Source organism: Amycolatopsis sp. Hca4, assembly GCF_013364075.1.
Classification (GTDB): Bacteria; Actinomycetota; Actinomycetes; order Mycobacteriales; family Pseudonocardiaceae; genus Amycolatopsis.
The window spans coordinates 7,914,923-7,932,006 of the sequence record NZ_CP054925.1 but is presented as its reverse complement, the minus strand read 5'-3'; the positions used below and the strand labels follow the sequence as shown (position 1 = coordinate 7,932,006).

The window sequence follows — 17,084 nt, the reverse complement described above, 5'->3', positions numbered from 1 at the left end:
GCCGGGGCCCGCACCACCTCCCCCGGTGCGGGCCCGGGCCGGGTCAGCCGATCAGGAAGTCCTCGCGCCGCACCTTCCGGGTGTCCAGCCAGTAGCGCCAGGTGAAGCCGGGCCAGATCGTCCGGTTGACGCCCTTCGCGTCCAGGTACCAGCTCTTGCAGCCCCCGCGGGTCCAGATGCCCTTCGCGAGCTTGCGCTGGATCCGCGTGTTGAACCGCTCCTGCACCTCGGGCTTCGGTTCGAGCGCCCGGCCGCGCGCCAGCCGCAGCGCTTCGGCGACGTAGGAGATCTGCGCCTCGATCATGAACACGACCGAGTTGTGCCCGAGGCCGGTGTTGGGGCCGAGCAGGAAGAACAGGTTCGGGAACCCGGCGACGGTGATGCCCAGGTGCGTCCGCATCCCCTCGGTCGCCCACTCCTTGCCGAGGTTGCGCCCGTCCCGGCCGACGATCTCCAGGTCGTCGAAGGCGTCGGTGACGTGGAAGCCGGTGCCGTAGACGATGACGTCGGCCGCGTGCTCGACCCCGGCGGCGTCGACGACGCTGCGTTCGCGGACCTCGCGCACGCCGTCGGTCACGACGTCGACGTTGTCGCGCGCCAGCGCCGGGTAGTAGTCGTTGGAGATGAGCACGCGCTTGCAGCCCATGGTGTAGTCCGGGGTGACCTTGCGCCGCAGCTGCGGGTCCTCGATCGCCCGGTCGATGTGCCGCTTGGCGATCCGCTGGCCCAGCTTCATCACCCACGGCTGGCCGTTGAAGCCGATCGCCCGCGCTTCGAGCAGCCAGTAGAGCAGGGTGCGGTAGGCGCGCTGGGCCGGCGGGAACGCCTTGAACAGCGCGCGCGTCCGGCCGGCCATCTCGTGGTCGGCCTTCGGCATGATCCACGGCGGCGTCCGCTGGAACAGCGTCAGCTCCGCCACCTCGGGCGCGATCTTCGGCACGAACTGGACCGTGCTGGCGCCGGTGCCGACGACGGCGACCTTCTTGCCCTTCAGGTCGACGTCGTGCCGCCACCGCGCGGAGTGGAAGGCGGGGCCCTCGAACTTCTCGATGCCCGGCAGCTCGGGGATCATCGGCAGGTGGAGGGCGCCCACCCCGGCGACCAGCGCGGTCCCGGTGAACTCGTCGCCGCCCCTCGTGGCCACGTGCCACCGGTTCTCCTCCGCGTCCCAGCGGGCACCGGTCATCTCCTGCCCGAATCGGATGAACCGGCGCAGGTCGTGCTTGTCGGCGACCTCGCGCATGTACCGCCAGATCTCCGGCTGCGGTGAGTAGGCCCGCGACCAGCCCGGGTTCTGCTCGAAGGAGAACGAGTACATGTGCGACGGGATGTCGCAGGCGCAGCCCGGGTAGCTGTTGTCGCGCCAGGTGCCGCCGACGTCGTGCGCCTTTTCCAGGATGACGAAGTCCTCGCGGCCCTCCTTGCGCAGCTGGATCGCCATGCCGAGACCGGAGAAGCCGGTCCCGACGATGACGACCCCGGTCTCCGTGCGGTTGCCCATGACGCCTCCGGGTTCCTGTTACTCGTCGTCCATCTTACTGGGAGTAGGTTACCAGCGGTAGAGTGTGACTCGTGACCACCGCCAAGCGCAAGCGCATGCCACGGGCCGACCGGATGCGGCAGATGATCGAGGTCGCCGAGCAGGTCTTTTCGGCTCGCGGCTACGCGGCGGCGTCGATGGACGAGATCGCCGAGCTGGTCGGCGTCTCGAAGCCGATGCTCTACGAGTACTTCAACTCGAAGGAGGGCCTGCTGCTGGCCTGCATCCGGGAGTCACGGGCGGTGCTGCGCGAGGCCACCGAGCAGGCGACGGTCGGTGCGGTGGACGCCGAGGACGCGCTGCGGCGCGGCCTGCTGGCCTTCTTCGTCTTCATCCGGGAGCGCCGCCAGGCGTGGTCGCTGCTGCGGCACGAGATGGCGCTGATCGGCACGCCGGCCTCGGACGAGGTCGAGGAGACCCGCCGCCAGCAGACCGACCTGATCGCCGCACTGATGAGCGGTTACTTCGACAACGGGGACGAACTGCGAGCCGAAGCGGCCGCGGAATTCGTGGTCGGAGCGTGCGAGCGGCTCGCGATCTGGTGCGAGCGGCACGACGAGGTGAGCCCCGAGCTGGCGACCGGATACGCCATGGACGTGCTGTGGAGCGGTCTGCAGGGCCGTGCACGTTAGCTTGCGCGTGCATTGGGCCATGGAGTCATCACTCTGCGCAACCGTGGTCTGTGACACAGAGTTGCTCTACTGTTCAGCTGACACGGTAGAAAGTGTGCTGGACCTTCGCGACCGGAGGAGGGGCACGGGAGCCGCGTCACGAAAGCGCAGTGACCGCGTCACGGTTGTGTAAGGATGCTGGTGAGGGAGAGGGGCGTGAGGCAGATGGTGGAAACGATCACGGCGACGTACGTCCAGGAAGACGCCGACTGGGCCATCAAGGTCAGCGGCCTCGGCAAGGAGCTGACCGCTCGCGAGCCCGGCATCATCGCCGCGCGCGACCGGGCCGACCAGCTGGTCGAAGAGCTCGCCGGCGACACCAAGACGACGGTGGTGCACCTGCTCAACGGCAGTGCGCTGGACTTCACCAGCGCGTACATGACGGCCCGGCTGACGCTGCCGAAGCTGCCGCCGCTCGAGGTCCCGCCGCCGGGCAGCGTGCCGAAGCAGCAGACGCCGTCGGCGGCGGACAAGAAGCCCCAGCTCCCGCCGAGCAAGCAGCTCCCGAAGGCGGTCGAGGACCGCAAGAGCCCGGCTTCGCCGGCGCCCGCCGCGGAGAGCAAGGCGCCGGCCAAGCAGGCCTGAGCGCTACTTGAGCAGCTTGCGCACCAGCAGGACCAGCACGAGGACGCCCGCACCGATCAGCGGGAACTTGACCTTGGAGTTGTCCAGCTTGGCGCGCACGCCGTCCTTGGCCGCGTCGGCGAGCTTCTTCGGGTCGGCCTTGACGGTCAGCTGGTCGAGCGTCGCCGCCAGGGCGGTCCTAGCCTGCTCGATCTCACGCTCGATCGTCTCGGGATCGCGGGCCACGTGTCCTCCTCGCCGCATGGGACTTCCAGAGCCTCAACTTAGTCGACCGCCCCGCCGCCGCCGCACGGGCCACGCCGCACCGCTACGCTTCCAGTTGCTGGGGCCCGTAGCCCAATTGGCAGAGGCACATGGTTTAGGTCCATGCCAGTGAGAGTTCGAGTCTCTCCGGGCCCACTCGGGGGTTGGGCGAGGTCTGCTCGCGGAGAGCGCTCGCCCCGTCCCCCTCGTCGTGTGTTCTGGGGGTGCAACCCCCAGACCCCGCCCGGCGGGCTCCGCCCCCGGACCCCCGCCGTGGTCCGGCTTGGCGGCGACCCTCACCTTCGCCCCGCCGTGGCCCGGCTTCCCCCAGTGCCCCTCAGCTGCGGAACGTCCGCCGGTAGGCGTCCGGCGGTACCCCGACCGTCCGGTTGAAGTGCCGCCGCAGCGTCGCCGCCGTGCCCATCCCCACCGCCTCCGCGACCGCGTCGACGCTCGCGTCCGTGTTCTCCAGCAGCTCCTGCGCGCGCCGGATGCGCTGGTTCAGCAGCCACTGCAACGGGGTCGTGCCCGTCGCCGAGCGGAAGTGGCGGCCCAGGTGGCGGGAGCTCATGTTCGCCTGGCGGGCCAGGTCCTCCACCGTCAACGCCCGGTCGAGCCGAGCCGTGATCCACGGGAGCAGCGCGGCCAGCGGGTGGTCGTCGCGGGCCGGTACCGGCGCCGTGACGAACTGCGCCTGGCCGCCCGCCCGGTGCGGGGGCACCACCAGGCGGCGGGCGATCGCGTTGGCCGCCGCCGGGCCGTGGTCGGCGCGGACCAGGTGCAGGCACAGGTCCATCGCCGCCGCCTTGCCCGCCGAGGTGAGGACCCGGCCGTTGTCGACGTAGAGCACGTCCGGGTCCACCGTCACCTCCGGGTAGCGGGCGGCCAGGACGTCCGTGTGCGCCCAGTGCGTCGTCGCCCGCAGGCCGTCCAGCAGCCCCGCCGCCGCCAGCACGAACGCGCCCGTGCACAGGGAGGCCACCCGCGCGCCGCGGGCGCGGGCCGCCCGGACCGCGTCGACCAGGTCGGCAGGCGGGGCGGTGTCGACGTCGGCCCAGCCGGGGACGATCACTGTGTCCGCGTGCGCCAGCCCGTCGAGGCCGTGGTCCGGCTCCAGCAGGAACCGGCCCACCCGCACCGGCGCCGAACCGCAGACCGCGAAGCCGTACCGGGGGTCGTCGCCGAACACCTCGGTGGCGATCGTCAGCTCGAACGACAGCATCCCGTCGGTGGCGGCGAGGGCGACAGCGTGCATGTCCGAAAGTGTACGCAGCACGTCGTTCCGGACACTGGTGACGACGCCCGGCCGTCGCCAGGATTGCCCCATGACTTCGGTACTGGTTTACGGCGCTTACGGGCACACCGGCCGCTTCGTGGTTGCTGAACTGCAGAAACGCGGGTTCGACGCGGTCCTTTCCGGACGGAACGCGGCGAAGCTGCCGGGCGGGCGGCCCGCCTCGGTCGACGACCCGGCGGCCCTCGACCGCGCGCTCGACGGCGTCGACGCGGTGATCAACTGCGCGGGTCCGTTCGCCGAAACGGCCCTCCCGGTCGCGCAGGCGGCCATCCGCGCCGGCGTCCCGTACGTCGACGTCGCCGCCGAGATCGAGGCGAACCTCGACACCTTCGCGCTGACCGCCGACACCGCGGTGGTGCCCGCGATGGCGTTCTTCGGCGGGCTGGCCGACCTGCTGGCCACGGCGGCGCTGGGCGACGAGACGACGGCCGACGAGGTGCACGTCGCCTACGGCCTCAGCGGCTGGCGCCCGACGGCGGGCACCCTCGCCGCGGGCAAAGTGTCCCGCGAACGCCGTGGCGGCCAGCGAATCCGGTACGCGGGCGGCCGGCTGGAGCACCGCGACGACGCTCTGCCCGAGCGCGAATGGGCGTTCCCCGAGCCGCTCGGCACCCGGCCCGTCCTCGGCGAGTTCTCGATGGCCGACATCGTCACCATCCCGCGGCACCTGAAGGTCCGCGAAGTCACGAGCTACATGACGGTGGACGCGGCGCAGGGCCTCGCGGCGGCCGGTGAGCGCGACGCGGCCGAGACGTTCGTGGTGGACGTCGTGGTGCGGACCGGCGACGGCGAACGCCGGATCGTGGCGAGCGGCGAGGACATCTACGCGGTGAGCGCACCGCTGGCGGTCGAGGCGGTGGACCGGATCCTGACCGGGCGGACGAAGGTGAAGGCCGTCGCGACGGCGGGCGAGATGTTCGACGCGGCCGACTTCCTGCACGCGCTGGCGCCGCACATCACGGTCGCCCGCCTGAGCAGTCAGTAGCGGACGTCGCTCTGCAGCAACGGCGGGTACACAGTGGACGGTTCGCCGTCGACCGTCGCGCCCGCGAACTGCAGCATCGCCCGCTGGGCGCCGTGCATCGGGGCCGTAGTCCAGTTGCGGCGCGGAAACCCCGTCCAAGGCGGTCAGCTGCGCCGGCGTCAGCGTCACGTCCAGCCCGGCGAGGTTGCCGGTCAGGTGCTCCAGGCGCCGATGATCGGCACCACCGTGCCGCGCCGGGCCTGCAGCCACGCCAGTGCCACCGCCGACGTAGGCCGCGCGGGCGGAATCCGGCGTCGCGGCGTCGCGGCGGTACTTGCCGGACAGGAAGCCGTTCTTCAGCGGGCTTCACGGCACCAGCGCCAGGCCCTGGTCCAGCGCGAACGGGGCCAGCTCACCCTCGACCGTCCGCGCCAGCAGCGAATACTCGACCGGCTCTGGCGGCTGCTGACCGGGCCGCACCGCGGCCTGGTGCGCCGGATCGGGCTGGCCGACAGCGGCACCGCCCACGTCGGCCGTGCGATCCGCCGGCTGCGGGACGACTACGCCGAGCCGATCCGGGTCGAGGAGCTCGCCCGGTTGAGCGGGCTGAGCGTGTCGGCGTTCCACCGCCACTTCCGCCCGGCCACGGCGATGAGCCCGCTGCAGTTCCAGAAGCGCATCCGCCTGCAGGCGGCCCGGTCGCTGCTGCTGGCCGGCGCCGGGGACGTCGCCGGGGTCGGGCACCTCGTCGGCTACGACAGCCCGTCGCAGTTCAACCGCGAGTACCGGCGGCTGTTCGGCGCCCCGCCGGGGCAGGACGCGGCGCGGTTGCGCGAGGCCGCCTCGGCCGGGCCGCAGCTGCCCTGAGGTCCGATCCGTTCAATACGACCGGTCCCGCCGAGTGCGAGGCTGGCGGCATGCCCGTGAACCTCCCCGCGGCCGCGTCCTTCATGGCCACGCACGCCCGCCTCCTCGACCGCCGCCGCTTCGAACTGCTGGACGGCGCCACGAGCACCGACGCCGTGCTGGCCGCCGTGGACGGCTACCGCAACCCCGACGGCGGCTACGGCTGGGGCCTCGAGCCGGACCTGCGGGCCCCGGAAAGCCAGCCCGGCGGTGCCCTCCACGCCTTCGAGGTGCTCGAGGAGATCGCCCCGCGGACGACACCGCACGCCGTGGCGCTCTGCGACTGGCTGGCGACGGCGTCCCGTCCGGACGGTGGCCTCCCGTTCGCCCTGCCGGTGGCGGATCCCGCCGGGTGCGCGCCCTTCTGGGCCGAGGCCGATCCGGCGGTGGCCACCCTGCAGAGCACCGCGTTCACCGCCGGCGTGGCCCTGCGCGTCGCCCGGCACGACCGGGCCGTCCGCGAACACCCGTGGCTCGCCGCGGCCACGCGGTACTGCTTCCGCGCCATCCGCGAGCTTTCCGAGCCGCCGCACGCGATCGCGTTGTCCTTCGCGGTGCAGTTCGTGGACGCGGCCCACGAGCTCCACGAGGAGGCACCCGCGCTGCTGGACCACCTCGCCGCGTTCGTCCCGGCCGACGGGCTGGCCCCGGTGGCCGGCGGATCGGAGGGCGAAACCCTCCGCGCCCTGGACTTCGCGCCGCTTCCGGACCGCCCGGCGCGCGCGTTGTTCGCCGCCGACGTCATCGACGCGGCACTGCGGCGGCTCGCGGCCGCCCAACAGGACGATGGCGGCTGGCGGGTCGACTTCGCGAGCTTCTCGCCCGCCGCGGCACTCGAATGGCGCGGGTACGCGACGGTCCGTGCGGTGACGATCCTGCGCCGTCACGGCCTGGTCTGAACTTCTACACGAGTGGCACCGAAATTCACCCGGCCGTGGCCAGTCGGGAGTGGACGGCCGCCCGCACCTTCCGGCGTGCGTGACCGAACGCGTACTGTGACGGGAGCAACCCGGTCCCCGGAGGTGAAGCATGGCGTCGCGCAACCCGTTGCGCTGGATCGCCCGCTGGGCGGACTGGTTCGAGGAGCGCGGCGTGTACGTGCCCGGCGAAGAAAGCCGGGCGGTCGACCCGGTGCGGGATTTCGGCTGGTTGATGACGGCGTGGGTGGCCGGCGTCGCGATCTTCATCCTGCTGTTCGCGCTCGCCGTTTAAGTGGCATGTTGCCAGAGATTGTCACCAGCCGTGCCGTTCCGATCACGGATTGGCCACGGGGTGGCACCAGGTGCGCGACAACCCCCGGTGGCGCCTCGTAACCGCGCGCGATCACGGCCAGAGTGGAGCGGGTTCCCGCGGCAATCCCCCGTTGCCGACGGCACCCGACCCGCCGACTGGAGTACCCGCAATGGCGCTCGCGCGCACCCGCAAGATCATGTTCACCGCAGGACTGCTCGGCCTGGCGGTGGCGTGCGGGGTCCCTTCGGCACGCGAGGGCACCGCCGCCCTCGGCGCGGCCGGCTCCCCCGCGGGCGCCGGCGCCTCCGCCGCACCGGCGGCCAACGACCTCAAGTTCGGCGCCGACCACCGGTTCGCCAGCGGCCTCACCATCTCCGTCGGCTCCCCGCAGTCGTTCCGCCCCAGCACGTCGGCGTACCCGCAGAGCCCGCGCGGCGCGGCCTTCGACGTCCAGCTGACCAACGACGGCTCGACGACGTACAAGCTCTCGGGGCTCAACGTCACCGCCACCGCGGCCGGCGCCGCGGTCAAGCAGGTCGTGGACACCACCCAGGGCTTCACCGGCATCACCGACGCGGGCAAGGACGTGCTGCCGGGCCGTTCGGTGCACATCACGCTCGCCTTCGCGGTCCCGCGCGAGCAGACGCAGCTGCGGCTGCAGATCCGGCCGAGCGCGACGGAAGCCGCCGCGGTCACCTACTGCGGTCCGGCCTGACGTTAGGCTCGGGGCATGACCGAGCGCCTTTCCCCGGGTGACGAAGCCCCGGACTTCACCCTGCCCGACAGCGAGGGCAAGGACGTGTCCCTGCGCGACTTCCGCGGCCAGTCGGTGGTGGTGTACTTCTACCCGGCGGCGAGCACCCCGGGCTGCACCAAGCAGGCCTGCGACTTCCGCGACAACCTCGCCGAGCTCAACGACGCCGGCTACCAGGTCGTCGGCATCTCGCCGGACAAGCAGGCGAAGCTGGCGAAGTTCGTCTCGAACGAAGGCCTGACGTTCCCGGTGCTCGGCGACCCGGAGAAGACGGTCATCGAGGCCTGGGGCGCGTGGGGCGAGAAGAAGAACTACGGGAAGACCTACATGGGCGTGATCCGTTCGACGTTCGTCGTCGACCCGGAGGGCAAGATCGCGCACGCCTTCTACAACGTCCGCGCGAGCGGCCACGTGGCGAAGCTGATCCGGGACCTCGGCCTGGCTTCCTGACCCGCGCCACCCGATCGCAGGCTTGTCCCCGCCCCGATCCGCCGGAATCATCCGGCGGTCGGAGGGCGGGAGGACGCGGTGACGAGCCTGGAGGGGCCGGCCCTGAAACTGGGCGGCCAGATCGCTTCGGCGGCGGCGAAGTCGTGGCTGCAGCGGCGGAAGGCGGGCGTCGCCCGGTCCGCCGAGCTGGCCGACCTGGCGGCGGCTGAGCTGAAGGGGCCGCTGGAGCGGCGCAAGCTGGAGAACCTGGTCCAGCACATCGGCACGCAGGTGGCGGAGCAGCTGGAGCCGGTCCTCGCCGACCGATTCCCGGCCCTGCCACCGAACGAGATCGAGGCGGCGTTCGTCGCGGTTTCGGACGCGTTGCGCAAGGCGGACCTGTCCGACGAGGCGTTGCTGGCGGCGGACGCGGATCCGGAGCAGCTGGCGAGGAAGCTCCGCGGCAACCTCGCCACCGAGCGGCTCCTGGCCCCCCAGGCGGCCGCGCTGTACGAGCTGGCGCTGGACCAGGCGTGCCGCCACCTGGTGCAGGTCGTCCGCCACCTGCCGTCGTTCCAGCCCCGCGCGCTCGCCGACGTCCTCGCCAGGCTGAGCCGCCAGAGCGACCAGCTCGAGGAGCTGCTGGCCCGGGTCCCGAAGACGAGCCTGGCGACGCCCGAAGGCATCGACCACGACGCCGAGTTCGAAGCGGCGTACCTCCGCCAGCTCGCCCACGACCTGGACCGGCTCGAGCTGCTCGGCCTGACGATGGACGACCAGCCGGCGTTGCCGCTGACGGTCGCCTACCTGAGCTTGAGCGTCTCGTCCGAGGGAGAACCCCGCCGAGCCGAGCGGCGTATGGACGAGCTGTGGTTCGAGAAGCGGCAGAATCGCGCGGGCAGCGCGAACATGAGGGTGGAGACGGCCCTGAGCGGCGCAACGCACGTGCTGGTCCGCGGCGAGGCCGGATCCGGGAAGACGACACTGCTGGACTGGCTGGCGGTGACGGCCGCCCGCGCGGGGTTCACCGGCAAGCTTTCGGAGTGGAACGGTCGCGTGCCGTTCCCGATCCGGTTGCGGAGTTTCGCGGCCGAGCCGTTGCCGCGGCCGGAGGAGTTCCTGGCCCACATCGCCCCGATGCTGGCCCCGCCGGAGGGCTGGGCCCGCCGGGTGCTGGACAGCGGCCGCGCAATGGTCCTGGTCGACGGCGTCGACGAGGTGGGCACGGGCCACCGGCGCGAGGTGAAGTCGTGGCTGCGCAAGCTGTCGGCGGCCTTCCCGGAGACGTTGATAGTGGTGACATCGAGAACTGCGGCGGCCGATCAGCGCTGGCTGGCGCAGGAGGGTTTCGGCTGCGTCCTGCTGGAGCCGATGAGCGCGGACGACATCGAGGCCTTGGTAGCCCGCTGGCACAAGGCAGCCGCGGCGGGCGGCCAGGTTCGTCCGGACACGGACCTGGCCGCGGTCCAGCGCCGGCTGCTCAACCAGCTCGATTCGCGGCCGCACCTGCGTACTTTGGCGGCAAGTCCGCTGCTGTGCGCGATGTTGTGCGCTCTCAATCTGGCGCACCGGTCGGAGCTGCCGCGGGACCGGATGGATCTGTACCGCAAGGCGTTGTCGATGCTGCTGCACCTGCGCGACGCCGAGCGGCGGATCGGCGTGATCCTGACGGAGGCCCAGAAGCAGATCTTGCTGGGCGACCTGGCCTGGCGGCTTTCGCTGGCTTCGAAGGTGGAGATGCCGAAAGAGCGGGTGCTGTCGCATGTCGCCCGGCGTTTGCCTTCGCTACCGCATGTCGACCAGACGCCTGTTGAGGTCCTGGATCACCTTTTGGAGCGCAGCGGAGTTCTGCGTGAGCCGGTGCGGAACCGGGTGGATTTCGTCCACCGGACGTTCCAGGAGTGCTTGGCAGCGAATGAGGCGACGGAACAGGACCACCTCGAGACGTTGATCGACCGGGCGCATCTGGATACGTGGTGGGAAACGTTCGTGATGGCCTGTGGCCACGCGAAGCACCATCAGGCGGGGACGTTGCTGCGTGGGATTCTGGACCGAGCCGATGCGGAACCCCGCCATGCCCGGCACCTACGTTTGCTCGCGGCAGCATGCCTGGAGACCGTGAGCAACGCGGATCCGGAGGTTCTCGCGCGGGTCGAGACGGTGATCAAGGACAAGCTGGTGCCGCCGCGAAGCCTGCGGGAGACGCAATCACTGGCGTCGGTCGGGCACCGCGTACTGCGCTATCTGCCGGAGAGCTTGGAAGGGCTGTCGGATGCGGTAGCAGCAGCATCGGTGCGAGCGGCAGCACTAACCGCGGGATCCGATGCCTTGAAAGTTCTGCACAACTACGCACAGGACCGTCGCTTCGTCGTGCAGGAACAGTTGACCGAGGCATGGCAGTACTTCGACCCGGAGCACTATGCAGCCGAGGTGCTGGCCGACTCACCGTTGGCCGATGGGGCAATCGTAATCCGAAACTCGCGCCTACTGCCATTCGTTCGCCACTTGAAGACTGCCACAAGAGTGATTGTCTCCCTGCCATTCTCCGAGCCACTCGACGACCTCGGCATGCTCGGTAACCTCCCCCATTTGTTTAGCGTCGACGCCCATCTCCACCACGAAGCAACCGTTGACCTCAGCCCACTGAGCGGCAGTCTTGAACTCACGAGCATCGGTCTGTTCTCCGCCCACAAGTTCACCGGCGAACAGACCCTGAAGAACCTCAAAAGCTTGGCGGATCTCGCCCTCTTCTGCACCTCGCCGTGGGCCCACGTCGAGGGATTCAGAGAACTGACCAGTTTGTCGTGGCTGACCCTTGACAAACTATGGCAAGTCAAGACCCTCAGTCCGCTTGCTTCACTGAACAATCTACGCACGCTCAGCCTGGATGAAACTCTGACACGAACGATCTCTACTTCAACGCCGATCCCGAGTCCGACGCAAGTTTTCCTTTTTGACGAGTCGAGTGTTCAGGAGGAGCCAATTACCGGCGAAATTATCCTCAACTGCTTCCCCAACGTAACAGATCTTCACCTCTACGGATTGGCGGTCGCCGACGTTGACGCTCTTGCTCTTCCTCAGCTGAGAAAAATCTCGTTCGAGGGGCTCACCGCGCCCGTCGATGTCAGCGCGTTGGCTGACCTGAAACTGACCATCGAGGTAATCGACACCGAGCTCATCGGCACCGAAAAGCTCGGCCCCGGCGTCAAACTCCGCTAACCCAGCTCCCGCAACGCAGGCACCAAAGCCCGCAAAGCCAGCCCTCGATGCGAAACCGCGTCCTTCTCCCCCGGCGACATCTCCGCCGACGTCCGCGACTCCCCATCCGGCTGGAAGATCGGGTCGTACCCGAACCCATTCGTCCCACGCCGCGACCGAACCAGCGTCCCCCGCCACTCGCCGCGGACCACCGTCTCCTCGCCCGATGGCAACACCAGCGCCGCCACACACACGAACTGCGCCCCGCGCCGCTCGTCCGGCACGTCCGACAGCTGCCCCAGCACCAGATCCAGGTTCGCCTCGTCGTCCCCGTGCCGCCCGGACCACCGGGCCGACAGCACCCCCGGCATCCCGTTCAGCGCGTCGACAGCGATCCCCGAGTCATCCGCGATGGAAGGCAATCCCGTCGCGGCAACGGCGTCGCGAGCCTTAGCGACCGCGTTGCCCTCGAAGTCCGGCGCCGTCTCGGGCGCCTCCGGGAACGGAGGCACGTCGGCAAGACCGAGGATCTCGAGCCCGGAAAGCCCTTCCGCCGCAACGATCCGGCGCAGTTCGCCGAGCTTCTTCGCGTTGCGCGTCGCCAGGAGCAGCTTCGTCACTTCGAGCCCTTCTTCTTGTCCGGACGCGGCTCCGGCAGCTCGCCCGGGTACGGCAGCGCCAGCGCCTCGTTCTGCAGCCGGGTCAGTTCCGCGCAGCCCGCCAGCGCCACGTCCAGCATCGTGTCCAAAGTGGACCTCGCGAACGTCGCGCCCTCGCCGGTGCCCTGGACCTCGATCAGCGTGCCCGCGTCCGTGGCCACCACGTTCATGTCGACCTCGGCTCGCGAGTCCTCCTCGTACGGCAGGTCCAGCCGGACGCGGCCGTCGACCACACCCACGCTCACCGCCGCCACCGAGGACGACAGCGGCTGCGGGTCGTTCAACCGGTTCGCCGCGCCCAGCCAGGTGATCGCGTCCGCCAGTGCCACGTAACCGCCCGTCACCGCGGCCGTGCGGGTGCCGCCGTCGGCCTGGATGACGTCGCAGTCGATGACGATCGTGTTCTCGCCCAGCGCCGCCAGGTCGATGCAGGCCCGCAGGGACCGGCCGATCAGCCGGGAGATCTCGTGCGTGCGGCCGCCGATCCGGCCCTTCACCGACTCGCGGTCACTGCGCGTGTTGGTCGCGGACGGCAGCATCGCGTACTCCGCCGTCACCCAGCCGAGGCCGGAGCCGGCCCGCCAGCGCGGCACGCCTTCGGTGACGCTCGCCGCGCACAGCACGCGCGTGTTGCCGAATTCGATCAGCACCGACCCCGCCGGCCACTGCTGGAATCCCCGGGTGATCTTGATGTCGCGGAGCTGGTCGTCGTTCCTGCCATCTTTACGAGCCACAGGTGCACTCTATGACCGCCCGCTCAGACGTCGTAGACGGCACCCTGCTTGACGACCTCCGCACCCGGGAACGCCGCCGACGCCTCGGCCAGCACCGCTCCGGCGTCCGTCCACGGCGCGATGTGCGTCAGCAGCAACCGACCGACACCGGCGTCGCGCGCCAGCTCACCCGCCTGCTTGCCGGACAGGTGGACGCCGGCCGGCCGCTCCGCCGAGTCCGTCCAGGACGCCTCGGCGAGCAGCAGGTCGACGCCGTCGGCGAGCTCGTTCAGCGCCCGGCACGGCCCGGTGTCGCCGGTGAACGCGAAGATCCGGCCCCCGTAGGAGATCCGCAGCCCGTACGCCGGGGTCGGGTGATCGACCTCGACCGCGAGGACCTCGAACGGCCCGAGCCGGAACGGCTCCGGCCGCAGCGGGCGGAAGTCGTAGACGTCGGACAGGTCCGTGACCGCCCGCTCGGTCTCGTTGGGCGCATACGCGTTGGCCAGCCGGCCCGGCGCGTCCGGCGGGGCGTACAGCGGCAGCAGCCGCGGGCGCGCCGGGTACGGCGGCGCCGGGTGGTAGCGCCGCAGGACGGTGAGTGCGCTGACGTCGGCGCAGTGGTCGGGGTGCAGGTGCGTGAGCACGAGCGCGTCCAGGTCGAACGGGTCGGCCACGGCCTGCAGCTGCGCGAGGGTGCCGTTGCCGAGTTCGAGGCCGAGCAGGAAGCCCTCCGCCTCGATGAGGTAACCGGACGCGGCGGTGTTCGGCCCGGGGATGCTGCCGGAGCACCCGAGGATGGTCAGTCGCACGACGACACCCTAAGCGCCCACCACCGCGATCACGCGGTGGTGGGAGCGAGGACACCCGGCGCGAACCCCATGAACCGCTGGGCGAGCCGGGTGAACGGCTCGGCCGAGCCGGTGGCGAGGAACTCGTGCCGCGGCGGGGTTTCCCGGGTGGTCAGCTCGTCCCGCTCGGTCAGCACGCGGACGAGGTCCTTGGCGGTCTCCTCGGCGCTGCTCACCAGGGTCACTTCCTGGCCCATCACGATCTGCAGCACGCCCTGCAGCAGCGGGTAGTGCGTGCAGCCGAGCACCAGCGTGTCGACCTGGGCGTCGAGCAGCGGCTGCAGGTAGCCCTGCGCCAGCCCGAGCACCTGGCGCCCGGTGGTGATCCCGCGCTCGACGAAGTCGACGAACCGCGGGCACGCGACGCTGGTGAGGATGATGTCCGGCGCCGCGGCGAAGGCGTCTTCGTAGGCCCGCGAGCGCACGGTGCCCTCGGTGCCGATCACGCCGACGCGCCCGGTGTGCGTCGCCACGACGGCGCGGCGCGCGGCGGGCAGGACGACCTCGATGACCGGGACGTCGTAGCGCTCCCGCGCGTCGCGCAGGCAGGCCGCGGACGCCGTGTTGCAGGCGATCACCAGCGCCTTCACCCCGCTCTCCACCAGCTCGTCGAGCGCCGCGAGGGCGTAGCTGCGGGCGGTGGCGATCGGGAGCGGGCCGTACGGGTTGTGCGCCGTGTCACCGACGTAGCGGAGCTGCTCGGCGGGCAGCTGTTCGAGGATCGCCCGTGCGACCGTCAGCCCGCCGACGCCGGAATCGAACACACCGATCGGGGCATCAGCGGGCGGAGACGTCACGCTTCGAGGTTACCCGGGGCCGGCTTGCGGGACGGCCGGGTGGTCAGCCAGGCCGCCATGACGCCGGCCAGCGCCCCGAAGAGGTGGCCCTGCCAGGAGACGCCCGGGTTGCCCGGCAGCAGCCCGGCCAGCATGCCGCTCCACACGCCGAGCAGGACGACGGCGACCACGATCTGGCCGGCCGCGCGGTTGAACAGGCCGCGGACCAGCAGGTAGGCGAGCCAGCCGAAGGCCAGTCCGGACGCGCCGACCGTGACGCCCTGAGACGGCCCGACCAGCCACACACCGAGCCCGGAGACCACCCAGATGATGGCCGTGACCAGCGCGAACCGGCCGATTCCGGCGGCCATCGCGAGGAAGGAGAACAGCAGCACCGGGACGGTGTTCGCGAACAGGTGCGACCAGCCGGCGTGCAGGACCGGCGCGAACAGCACGCCGTCGAGGCCGGACAGCGACCGCGAATGGATGCCGCCCTGGTCCAGATCGGCCGGGAGGATGACGTCGACCAGCTCGACCAGGTACAGCAGCAGGGTGAACGACAGCGCGACGATCGCGGCCGCCGCCGGCTTCGGCGGTAGCACGCGCTTGGCGGCGTCGGTTCCCGGGGCGGGTTGCAAGGTGCTCACGTCTTCGAGGCTAGGCGGGCCACCGCCGCTCCACCTCGGGTGAAATCCCTGATCCGCGGGTTTTGTCGGTGGTCGCCGCTAGCTTGTCGGGCATGGACGTCATCGGTTATCTCGCGCGGCTCGGCCTCGATCCCGAACCGCCGGGCCTCGACGCGCTGCGGCGGCTGCACGCGGCGCACGTCGAACGCGTGCCGTACGAGGCACTGGAGGTGCAGCTCGGGCGGCCGACCCCGCTCGAGCCGTCGGCGTCGCTGGCGCGGATCCGGCAGGGTCGCGGCGGGTACTGCTACCTCCTGAACGGGGCGTTCTCGGCGTTGCTGGCGGCGCTCGGCTACCGCGTCACCCGGCACCTGGGCGGGGTGCAGGGCAGCACGGCGGACGCGCCGAACGTCGACCGGAACCACCTGGCGCTGACCGTCTCCGGGCTGCCGGAAGCCCCGGAGCAGGCGTGGCTGGTCGACGTGGGGCTCGGCGACGGCCCGCACGAGCCGCTCCCTCTCCGGGAAGGCACCTACGTGCAGGGCCCGCACACCTACCGGCTGCGGCCGTCGGAGGTGGCGCCGGGCGGCTGGCGGTTCGACCACGACCCTTCGGCCAGCTTCACCGGCATGGACTTCGCGCCCGGCGTCGCGGAGATGGCGGACTTCGCGGAGAAGCACGCCTGGCTCTCGAGCGCGCCCGAGTCCGGGTTCGTGCGGGTCTGCGTGGTCCAGCGGCGGGACGAAGCGGGGGTGGACAGCCTGCGCGCGCTCACCCTGGACAGGCACGGCGCCAAGGAGCTGATCGGCTCACCGGGCGACTGGTGGGCGGCCGCGGGTGACGTCTTCGGCATCCCGGCGGCCCTGTTCACGGCGGAGGAGCGCGAGCGGCTCTGGCGGCAGTGCGTCGCGCAGCACGAGGCTCACGTGGGCGGCCGGGGCAGCGAGGTGGTGCCCAGCGCGTAGTCCACCGCCGCTTCGGCGTGCAGGCGGGTCGTCGGGAAGGTCGGCACCGGGCTGTCCTCCGGGCCGACCAGCAGCTCGATCTCGGTGCAGCCGTAGATGACGCCCTCGGCGCCCGCCTCGGCCAGCCGTGCGAGCACGCCGCGGTAGGCCTCCCTCGAGGCGTCTTCGACGACGCCGAGCACCAGCTCGTCGTAGATCACCCGGTGCACGAGGTCGCGGTCTTCGGCGCTCGGCACGAGCACGTCGAGGCCGTGCGCGGCGAGGCGGTCGCGGTAGAAGGGCTGTCCCATGGTGAAGCCGGTCCCGAGCAGCCCGACCCGGCGGACACCGGCGGCCTTGATGGCCGCGGCGGTGGCGTCGCCGAGGTGCAGCAGCGGGATGCCGAGGCCGTCTTCCAGCTGGGAAGCGACCTTGTGCATGGTGTTGGTGCAGAGCACGACGAAGTCGGCCCCGGCGGCTTCGAGGGCCTTCGCCGCCCGGTTCAGCTCGGCCCCGGCGTCGTCCCAGCGTCCCTCGGCCTGCATGGCTTCGATCGCGGCGAAGTCGACGGAGTAGAGGACGGTGTGCGCGGAGTGGAACCCGCCGAGCACGGCCTTCACCCGCTCATTGACCAGCCGGTAGTACTCGATCGAGGATTCCCAGCTCATCCCGCCCAGCAGCCCGATGACCTTCAT

Annotated in this window: 19 protein-coding genes and 1 tRNA gene; 11 read left to right on the top strand and 9 right to left on the bottom strand. The window is 71.0% G+C overall.

The window, feature by feature from the left end:
• Window positions 1-43: 43 nt before the first annotated feature.
• A complete protein-coding gene (locus HUT10_RS36095; RefSeq protein WP_176175277.1) occupies window positions 44-1,501 on the bottom strand; it encodes an NAD(P)/FAD-dependent oxidoreductase in 1,458 nt (485 codons plus the stop codon).
• 113 nt (window positions 1,502-1,614) lie between these two features.
• Between HUT10_RS36095 and HUT10_RS36090 the strand changes: the two genes are divergently transcribed.
• Together HUT10_RS36090 and HUT10_RS36085 are read left to right on the top strand one after the other, a co-directional pair.
• Window positions 1,615-2,172: a TetR/AcrR family transcriptional regulator gene (locus HUT10_RS36090; RefSeq protein WP_176178196.1), complete on the top strand. Its 558-nt coding sequence runs from the start codon at window positions 1,615-1,617 to the stop codon at window positions 2,170-2,172.
• Window positions 2,173-2,376: 204 nt separating this feature from the next.
• On the top strand, window positions 2,377-2,796 hold the full coding sequence (locus tag HUT10_RS36085) for a hypothetical protein (RefSeq protein ID WP_176178195.1): 420 nt from the start codon (window positions 2,377-2,379) through the stop codon (window positions 2,794-2,796).
• A 3-nt stretch (window positions 2,797-2,799) separates the two neighbouring features.
• Here HUT10_RS36085 and HUT10_RS36080 read toward each other — a convergent pair whose 3' ends face one another.
• Window positions 2,800-3,021, bottom strand: a complete 222-nt coding sequence (locus HUT10_RS36080) for a DUF3618 domain-containing protein (RefSeq protein ID WP_176175276.1) — start codon at window positions 3,019-3,021, stop codon at window positions 2,800-2,802.
• Window positions 3,022-3,121: 100 nt separating this feature from the next.
• On the opposite strand from HUT10_RS36080, the gene HUT10_RS36075 reads away from it, so the two are divergent.
• Window positions 3,122-3,195, top strand: a tRNA-Leu gene (locus tag HUT10_RS36075).
• Window positions 3,196-3,376: 181 nt separating this feature from the next.
• Here the strand turns inward: HUT10_RS36075 and HUT10_RS36070 are convergent.
• On the bottom strand, window positions 3,377-4,294 hold the full coding sequence (locus tag HUT10_RS36070) for a helix-turn-helix domain-containing protein (RefSeq protein ID WP_176175275.1): 918 nt from the start codon (window positions 4,292-4,294) through the stop codon (window positions 3,377-3,379).
• Window positions 4,295-4,364: 70 nt separating this feature from the next.
• On the opposite strand from HUT10_RS36070, the gene HUT10_RS36065 reads away from it, so the two are divergent.
• The 7 genes from HUT10_RS36065 (at window position 4,365) to HUT10_RS36030 (ending at window position 11,841) form a co-directional block, all read left to right on the top strand.
• Window positions 4,365-5,321 (top strand): saccharopine dehydrogenase NADP-binding domain-containing protein, encoded by a 957-nt coding sequence (locus HUT10_RS36065; RefSeq protein ID WP_176175274.1) that lies wholly within the window; start codon window positions 4,365-4,367, stop codon window positions 5,319-5,321.
• A gap of 210 nt (window positions 5,322-5,531) precedes the next feature.
• Window positions 5,532-6,167 (top strand): helix-turn-helix transcriptional regulator, encoded by a 636-nt coding sequence (locus tag HUT10_RS36055; protein ID WP_254897172.1) that lies wholly within the window; start codon window positions 5,532-5,534, stop codon window positions 6,165-6,167.
• Window positions 6,168-6,217: 50 nt separating this feature from the next.
• On the top strand, window positions 6,218-7,105 hold the full coding sequence (locus tag HUT10_RS36050; protein WP_176175273.1) for a hypothetical protein: 888 nt from the start codon (window positions 6,218-6,220) through the stop codon (window positions 7,103-7,105).
• Window positions 7,106-7,235: 130 nt separating this feature from the next.
• The gene (locus tag HUT10_RS36045; protein WP_176175272.1) at window positions 7,236-7,418 is read left to right on the top strand and encodes a hypothetical protein; all 183 of its coding nucleotides are present in this window, start codon (window positions 7,236-7,238) and stop codon (window positions 7,416-7,418) included.
• Between the two features lie 190 nt (window positions 7,419-7,608).
• Entirely contained in the window at window positions 7,609-8,154 is a 546-nt protein-coding gene (locus HUT10_RS36040; RefSeq protein WP_176175271.1) for a hypothetical protein, read from the top strand.
• Between the two features lie 15 nt (window positions 8,155-8,169).
• Window positions 8,170-8,643, top strand: a complete 474-nt coding sequence (gene bcp / locus HUT10_RS36035; protein ID WP_176175270.1) for a thioredoxin-dependent thiol peroxidase — start codon at window positions 8,170-8,172, stop codon at window positions 8,641-8,643.
• 78 nt (window positions 8,644-8,721) lie between these two features.
• Entirely contained in the window at window positions 8,722-11,841 is a 3,120-nt protein-coding gene (locus HUT10_RS36030; protein ID WP_176175269.1) for an NACHT domain-containing NTPase, read from the top strand.
• Here HUT10_RS36030 and rdgB read toward each other — a convergent pair.
• The 5 genes from rdgB to HUT10_RS36005 are packed head-to-tail and all read right to left on the bottom strand — an operon-like array spanning window position 11,838 to window position 15,466.
• Window positions 11,838-12,440, bottom strand: coding sequence for an RdgB/HAM1 family non-canonical purine NTP pyrophosphatase (gene rdgB, locus HUT10_RS36025; RefSeq protein ID WP_176175268.1), 603 nt, complete (start codon window positions 12,438-12,440; stop codon window positions 11,838-11,840). The genes HUT10_RS36030 and rdgB overlap by 4 nt on opposite strands.
• Window positions 12,437-13,213 carry a ribonuclease PH gene (gene rph / locus HUT10_RS36020; protein WP_176175267.1) on the bottom strand — a complete coding sequence of 259 codons (777 nt, stop codon included), beginning with the start codon at window positions 13,211-13,213 and terminating at the stop codon, window positions 12,437-12,439. The genes rdgB and rph overlap by 4 nt, the downstream gene beginning before the upstream one ends.
• Window positions 13,214-13,236: 23 nt before the next feature.
• Window positions 13,237-14,004 (bottom strand): MBL fold metallo-hydrolase, encoded by a 768-nt coding sequence (locus tag HUT10_RS36015; protein WP_176175266.1) that lies wholly within the window; start codon window positions 14,002-14,004, stop codon window positions 13,237-13,239.
• Between the two features lie 29 nt (window positions 14,005-14,033).
• A complete protein-coding gene (murI, locus tag HUT10_RS36010; protein ID WP_176175265.1) occupies window positions 14,034-14,840 on the bottom strand; it encodes a glutamate racemase in 807 nt (268 codons plus the stop codon).
• Window positions 14,837-15,466 carry a rhomboid family intramembrane serine protease gene (locus HUT10_RS36005; RefSeq protein ID WP_176175264.1) on the bottom strand — a complete coding sequence of 210 codons (630 nt, stop codon included), beginning with the start codon at window positions 15,464-15,466 and terminating at the stop codon, window positions 14,837-14,839. The genes murI and HUT10_RS36005 overlap by 4 nt, the downstream gene beginning before the upstream one ends.
• An 83-nt stretch (window positions 15,467-15,549) precedes the next feature.
• Here HUT10_RS36005 and HUT10_RS36000 point away from each other — a divergent pair, with 83 nt between their 5' ends.
• Window positions 15,550-16,410, top strand: a complete 861-nt coding sequence (locus tag HUT10_RS36000; protein WP_176178194.1) for an arylamine N-acetyltransferase — start codon at window positions 15,550-15,552, stop codon at window positions 16,408-16,410.
• Here the strand turns inward: HUT10_RS36000 and HUT10_RS35995 are convergent.
• Window positions 16,368-17,084: an aspartate/glutamate racemase family protein gene (locus tag HUT10_RS35995; protein ID WP_176175263.1), complete on the bottom strand. Its 717-nt coding sequence runs from the start codon at window positions 17,082-17,084 to the stop codon at window positions 16,368-16,370. The genes HUT10_RS36000 and HUT10_RS35995 overlap by 43 nt on opposite strands.